Source organism: Terriglobus sp. YAF25 (genome assembly GCF_052113305.1).
Taxonomy (GTDB): domain Bacteria; phylum Acidobacteriota; class Terriglobia; order Terriglobales; family Acidobacteriaceae; genus Terriglobus.
The window spans coordinates 1-6,611 of record NZ_JBFRCY010000192.1 but is presented as its reverse complement, the minus strand read 5'-3'; the positions used below and the strand labels follow the sequence as shown (position 1 = coordinate 6,611).

Sequence of the window (6,611 nt, the reverse complement as noted above, 5' to 3'; positions counted from 1 at the left end):
AGGAGGTCGTGGGCGATCTCCGCAATATTGTTCCGCTGGCGCGCAGCTTGTTTGTCGACGAGGTTTTCTTTTCGGTACCGGCAGAACGGAGTATTGTCATCGGCGTCGTAGAAGAAGCGCGATCTGCGGGCATCGATGTGCGTGTCGTGCCCGACCTGTATGACGGCCTGGCCTGGAATGCGCCGGTAGAGTATATCGGTCAGTTCCCAACCATCCCCCTGCATCGTCGTGAGTTCCCGGTCGGGGCTTTTATGGCGAAGAGAATCCTGGATCTGGCTATTTCGTCGCTGGCTCTGACCTTGCTGTCGCCACTGATGCTCCTGATTGCCATCATGGTGCGGCTGGACTCGAAGGGGCCTATCTTCTATCGCGCGGAACGTATCGGTCGCAAGGGGCGTAAGTTTGGGTGCTTCAAGTTCCGCACGATGGTGCCGAACGCCGACGAGCTGAAGAAGAAGCTGGCTCATATGAATGAGCGTGATGGCATTCTCTTCAAGATCAAGCAGGATCCCCGTATCACGCGTGTGGGCCGCATCCTGCGGAAGTACTCCCTGGATGAGCTGCCGCAGTTGTGGAACGTACTTCGAGGCGATATGAGCCTGGTTGGCCCGCGGCCACCGCTTGCTGCCGAGGTCGAGCGTTACGATATCTCCCATCTCCGCCGTCTTGATGTATTGCCGGGAATTACGGGGCTTTGGCAGGTGGAAGCGCGCCAGGATCCATCGTTCGACAACTACATCTCCCTCGATACGGCATACGTGGAGAATTGGACCTTTGGTCTGGATCTTAAGATTCTGATCCGCACCATCAGCGTGGTCTTCACCGGCACCGGGACTTAGGACACGCCCTGGGACACGCCCTTCAGCTCCGGTCGGCGGTACACTGGATATGTGAAGATTGCTCTGGCGCAGATCAACCCTACGATCGGGGACTTCTCCGGCAACCTCAAGAAAATTCTGGACTTCACCCGGCAAGCTGTCGACGCCGGGGCTGACCTGACCGTCTTTCCGGAGCTCGCAGTCTGCGGCTACCTGCCCGCTGACTTCCTGGAAAAAGACGTCTTTATCGCCCGCGCGAGCGAGACCCTGGCAAAGATCGCGGAACAGACCGCCTATACCTCTGTTCTGTGTGGCGCAGTGCTGCCGTCCGGAGTGATTACGGGCAAGCATGTACGCAATGTTGCTGCGTTGTTAACCGAAGGACGTGTGAGCTTTCTACAGCAGAAGATGCTGCTGCCGTTCTACGACGTCTTCGACGAACAGCGCTACTTCGAGCCGGCGCAGCAGCAGACCATCGTCACGTTGAAGGGGCAGCCCATCGCTATCACCATCTGCGAGGATGCGTGGAATGACAAGCTGTACTGGCCGCGCCGGTTTTATCCGGTAGACCCGGTCGAAGAGCTGATGAAGAAATGGCCGCAGCAGAGCGATGCACCACCCATCATTCTGAACATCTCAGCATCTCCCTATTGGAAAGAGAAGCGGCAGGTGCGTAGCGAGATGCTGGCTGCACTGGCACGCCGTCACCATGCGGTGGTTGCCATGTGCAATCAGGTCGGCGGGAATGACAGCCTTCTGTTCGACGGAACTTCGATCGCCTTCGACCCGGAAGGCTGTGTGATCGCCCGGGCAAAATCGTTCGAAGAAGATCTGGTGATCTTCGATACCGCCGATCGCAGTACTCCCTGCGTCCCCGTCGTGCAGGACGATGAGGTGGCTGGAGCCTGGCAGGCACTGGTGATGGGCACGCGCGACTACGTGCGTAAATGCGGATTTTCAAAGGTCCTGGTTGGCTTGAGCGGAGGGATCGATTCAGCGCTGGTTGCAGCAATTGCTAGGGAAGCATTTGGCGCGGACAATGTGATCGGCATTGGCATGCCCAGCGAATTCTCGTCATCTCACTCGGTGGAGGATGCACGAGCTCTGGCTCAGAACCTGGGGATTCGCTTCGAGCTCCTGGCCATCCGCGAGATCTACGACCAGTTCACCCAGGTGCTGCATCCGCTCTTCCAGGGAACATCGTTCGGACTTGCCGAGGAGAACATTCAGCCACGCATCCGTGGAACGCTGCTGATGGCGCTTTCGAATAAGTTCGGCGCGCTGGTGCTCACAACCGGCAATAAGAGCGAGATGGCGGTCGGCTACTGCACGCTGTACGGCGATATGGTCGGCGGTCTGGCGGTGATAGGGGATGTGGCCAAGACAAGCGTCTATGCGTTGAGCCGCTACGTCAATCGCGAGCGCGAGATCATTCCTGTGGCAACGATTGAGAAACCACCCTCAGCGGAGTTGCGGCCGGGACAACTGGATACGGACTCGCTGCCGCCGTACGATATTCTCGATCCGATCCTTGAAGCCTATGTGGAGCGATACGAAAGTGCTGAGCAGATAGCAAAGACACAGGGCGTTGACCGTTCTTTGGTGGAACAGGTTTTACGATTAGTCGAGCGCAGTGAATACAAGCGGCAACAGGCCGCGCCGGTGCTGAAGGTGACGCGCAAATCTTTCGGCAACGGACGCAGGTTCCCCATTGCAGTAAAGGTTCAAGTTTAGAAAGGTCACTCATTGAATAAGAAAATGCTTGGTTTCGTTCTTGCGGCGGCGCTTACTGGCGGCGCAGCCGCCATGGCGCAGACTGCGGACGCTCCTTCCGCGGCACAGGCTGATCCGTTGCCGCAGCCTAATCCGAGGTTCTTTACCGCTGAGACGCCAACGGTTGCGACTGTGAATGCGTTTTTGAAGGCGCAGTGGGGTTATGACGTGAATCGTATCTGGCGTGTCATGGCAATCCAGAAGACCATGGCGCCGGGCATAAGCCGCGTGGTCGTCTTTATTGCGCAGAAGGGGCAGGCAACAAATCAGCAGCCGCAGTCCCTGCAGTTCCTGACGACGCCTGATGGCAAGTTTGCTCTGGCTGGTGACCAGGTGATGCCCTTCGGCGAGAAGCCGTTCGCGGCGCTGCGGTCAACGCTGCAGCAGAGGGCCGATGGGCCGGCTAAGGGTGTGGCAGGGAAAGATCTTTTGCTGGTCGAGTTCGCCGACATGCAGTGCCCACACTGCAAAGAGTCCGAGAAGATCTTCGATCAACTGGTGACAGACTTCCCGAATGCGCGAGTCGTGTTTCAGAACTATCCTCTGACGGAAATTCATCCGTACGCCTATAAAGCAGCGTCCTACGGGGTCTGCGTGGCGCAGAAAAGCAATGACGCCTTCTTTACCTTCCTGCATGAGGTCTTCGCAAAGCAGGAGGCTCTGACCCCCGAGGCCGGTGACCAGACCCTGGCTGCCGCGGCAACCGCCGCCGGGCAGGATCCTGCGGCGATCGCTGCCTGTGCGTCAACGCCGGCGACGAAGGCGAAGGTGGATGCACAGATCAAACTGGCGGAAGATTCCGGGGTCGACCAGACACCGATGATCTCGGTTAATGGACATCTGATTCCCCTCGGGAACGTCCCGTATGAGGTCCTGAAGCAGATCGTCGCATTTCAGGCGCTGCAGGACGGCGTTCCGGCAGGAACACCGTCCAAGTAAGCCTTATAGTATTTTCCCTGTTGCTGGGTTTCTCGAAAGAGCGTGCAGCGGCGTTTTCATCGCGGAAAACGCCCATAAATGCGGAAGCCCTACACGACACCTACAGGGAAAATGCTCTAGGCGCAGACGGTTCCTTCACGCGGGGAGGGCAGTGGCCCTCCCCGAAGTATTTTCCGGCCCCGGTAGAGATAGCTTTTGAGTGCCGGGATGGTATGTCCCTGGCGCTCGGCGATTTCGCTCAGACTCATCTCCGAGAGATAGTGCATCGTAACCGTTGCCTTCATATTGGCTGGCAGAAGGTCGAGCCGGGCCATGGTGCGCTGGAACATCTCGCGTTCAATGCAGATGTGTTCCGGAGATTCATCCTCGGTGGTGGTAAGCGATTCGACGGCAAAACGCATCTCCGGTTCGGTGTCGATCGAGCCGGCCTGGCGAACCCGGCGGCTACGGAGCATCTGCAGGGAGTGGTTACGGACGATCATGCAGAGCCAGCCGAGCAGTGCGTGCTCATCTGCCAACTGCTCGATGCGGTTCATGGCCTTGTAGTAGGCCTCCTGCAGCGCGTCTTCAGCGTCTGCTTCGTTCCTCAGAATCGAGTGGGCGATGCCCTTTAAAAGCGAGCGGCGGTTGAGAAACAGTTCCGTGAGTGCGACGATGCGCCCCGTTGGACAGGGAGTATGATGCTGATCCATCTAGCTTCTCCAGTGAAGGCGACGCCGAGGGCATCGCAGCCATGGAAGCGCTCATAAGGCATGAGCGAGGATGAGCTAGCGGATGCGAGGAGGAGGTCGAAGGAAAAGCTGAGGCTGTTCCGCGATGGTAGCTGGACGCGGTGGAGTAATCCAACTACGGGCCACGCGCTGCATCTGTCTGGGAGGTTTCAACGCTGCCAGCCAGGGAAGAAGAGCAAGGGCAAGAACAGCCGTGCCAATAGCCCGTTTCATCGGGCCGTCGGAGGTGGTGCCCATCTTCACATGCGGAAATGTGGGACCGTCAAGGCTGCGGTAGAGCGAAATCTTATAAGCCGTTCCCCATGCAAATACCGCCACGATCACAACGAGGCAAAGCAATGCGAAGGCCCATGAAACCCGTAATGCAGGTTTCCCGGCGTTCGACGCTGCTCGATGAGAAGTTAAGCGCATGATTATGGTCAGTATAGACCGCTTGTCAACATCTCAACCCGCGGCGAGATAAATAAACCTGACCAGAAAGACGGTCGCCAGCAGGTAAAGTAACCAATCCGACTTCTTCGCGCGGCCGCTAAACAATCGTAGTGCGGCAAAAGCAATCACGCCGAATCCAAGTCCGGTGGCGATGGAATAGGTCAGCGGGATGGTAATGAGCGTGAGAAATGCTGGAATTGCAACTAGCGGATCATGCCAGTCGAGCTCCCCGATGCTGCCGAGCATAAGCGCCCCGACGATGATGAGCGCCGGAGAGGTGGCGGAAACCGGGATTGCCCCGACTAGTGGAGCGACGAAGATGGATGCGAAAAACAGCAGGCCGGTCGTAATCGCAGTGATGCCGGTAYGCCCCCCGGCGGCGACACCCGCGCTGGATTCGATGTAGGAACAGACGGTGGAGGTTCCAGCCAGTGAACCCGCCACTGTGGAAATGGCATCGGCGAAGAAGATACGCTGCACCCGCGGAATTACACCGGAAGCAGGAATCAGGCCTGTCTTCTGCGTAACGGCAAGCAGGGTGCCGATGTTGTCAAAGAGATCGACGAAGAGAAATACAAAGACGATCTCGACGCCGCTGAGCTTCAATGCTCCAGCAATATCGAGATGAAGGGCCGTCTGACGAATAGCGGAAAGGCTTGCGTGACCGGGTTGCCAGTGCACCTGGTGGAAGATGAAGCCGGTGAGCATGGTTCCGGCGATGCCGATGAGGATCGATGCACGTACGCGCAGTACCTGCAGCACCGCAATCAGAATCAGACCGAAGAGCGAGAGTGCTGTTTGCGGAGAGCGCAGATTGCCGAGCGTGACTGCCGTTGCAGGATCGCTCACGATAATGCCGGCATTACGCAGCCCGATAAAAGCGATAAACAGCCCGATCCCTCCAGCGACAGCTGCGTGCAGCTCGCGGGGAATCGCGGTGATGAGCAACTGGCGAATGCCGCCAAGGGTGAGCAGAAGGAAGATGATGCCGGAAAGAAAGACAGCGCCAAGGGCCGTCTGCCATGGCACATGCATCTTCAGGCAGACGGTATAGGTGAAATAGGCATTCAACCCCATACCGGGCGCCAGCGCCAGCGGATAGCGGGCCAGTGCCCCCATCAGGATGGAACCAAAGGACGCGCAAAGGCAGGTGGCGATAGTGACCGCCGCGATAGGCATGCCGGTCTGCGACAGAATGGACGGGTTCACGAAGATGATATAGGCCATGGTGACGAAGGTCGTCACACCGGCCAGAATCTCCGTGCGCCAGTCGGTCCCCAGCTCATGAAACTGAAAGTAGCGTTCGAGCGCAGCTCGCATGCGGGCGGCGGTACCTCTTGAAAAAAATGTCTATGGTGCGATGCGTTCATCATATCGGAYGCAAACGTAGCCGGGGCGGTGCGCTTGGTCTCACTCATGATTTGCGCGATAAGACAACGCGTACGAGGTGCAGCCTCTTGCCGTTATCGGAGTGCGTAAAGAGAACGGCGGATGAGCCAGAATGGTGCCCGAAATAGGGGATAAGCAAAGGTAAGCCACTGGGGCAAAGGAAACATCATCCAGTCATCGGCGGAAAATGCGTGCACTCTAAGTTCCTGCAGACGATACGATCGACGCGGACTTAATAGATATCTTGAAAGCATCAGATGGCGGACCTGGAAATTGCCACGAGAAGGTTCATCCTGTAGCAGGCCGTGAAGAGCGACCGAGGTTAACCATCGTTCAGTGGCGCTTGCTGGGGCCGTATCGTAGGACGGTAGTAGCTCCAGGGCTTCACATACCCCTATCGCCTGGCGGAAAGCCGGTTCTACTCCCTGGTCACTGGCCTGCTGAAGAAGGTGCTTGCGATCATCTATGGAAAAATCGGCGAGCAGGGCCGCAACATCGGAGAGCCATTTGAGCCGGCACCACGCATGGC

6 protein-coding genes are annotated in these 6,611 nt (G+C 57.7%); 3 read left to right on the top strand and 3 right to left on the bottom strand.

Annotated elements, in window-relative coordinates; all coding sequences use genetic code 11:
* The 3 genes from AB4043_RS10060 to AB4043_RS10050 form a co-directional block, all read left to right on the top strand.
* The coding region (locus AB4043_RS10060; protein ID WP_442306979.1) for a sugar transferase at positions 1–839 on the top strand (839 nt) is incomplete at its 5' end.
* Between the two features lie 51 nt (positions 840–890).
* Positions 891–2,552, top strand: a complete 1,662-nt coding sequence (locus AB4043_RS10055) for an NAD+ synthase (protein ID WP_442301287.1) — start codon at positions 891–893, stop codon at positions 2,550–2,552.
* 24 nt (positions 2,553–2,576) lie between these two features.
* Positions 2,577–3,530, top strand: coding sequence for a DsbA family protein (locus AB4043_RS10050; RefSeq protein ID WP_442306978.1), 954 nt, complete (start codon positions 2,577–2,579; stop codon positions 3,528–3,530).
* 116 nt (positions 3,531–3,646) lie between these two features.
* Here the strand turns inward: AB4043_RS10050 and AB4043_RS10045 are convergent, their stop codons facing one another.
* From AB4043_RS10045 to AB4043_RS10035, 3 genes are all read right to left on the bottom strand, one after another.
* Positions 3,647–4,222: an RNA polymerase sigma factor gene (locus AB4043_RS10045; RefSeq protein WP_442301289.1), complete on the bottom strand. Its 576-nt coding sequence runs from the start codon at positions 4,220–4,222 to the stop codon at positions 3,647–3,649.
* A gap of 483 nt (positions 4,223–4,705) precedes the next feature.
* Positions 4,706–6,013 carry an NCS2 family permease gene (locus tag AB4043_RS10040; protein WP_442306977.1) on the bottom strand — a complete coding sequence of 436 codons (1,308 nt, stop codon included), beginning with the start codon at positions 6,011–6,013 and terminating at the stop codon, positions 4,706–4,708.
* A 143-nt stretch (positions 6,014–6,156) separates the two neighbouring features.
* Positions 6,157–6,611: hypothetical protein (locus tag AB4043_RS10035; protein WP_442306976.1), on the bottom strand; the 455-nt coding region annotated here is incomplete at its 5' end.

Bases quoted from the DNA above. Each gene is read 5' to 3' on its own strand.
- AB4043_RS10050 (WP_442306978.1), top strand. From the start codon at position 2,577: ATGCTTGGTTTCGTTCTTGCGGCGGCGCTTACTGGCGGCGCAGCCGCC.
- AB4043_RS10045 (WP_442301289.1), bottom strand. From the start codon at position 4,222: ATGGATCAGCATCATACTCCCTGTCCAACGGGGCGCATCGTCGCACTC.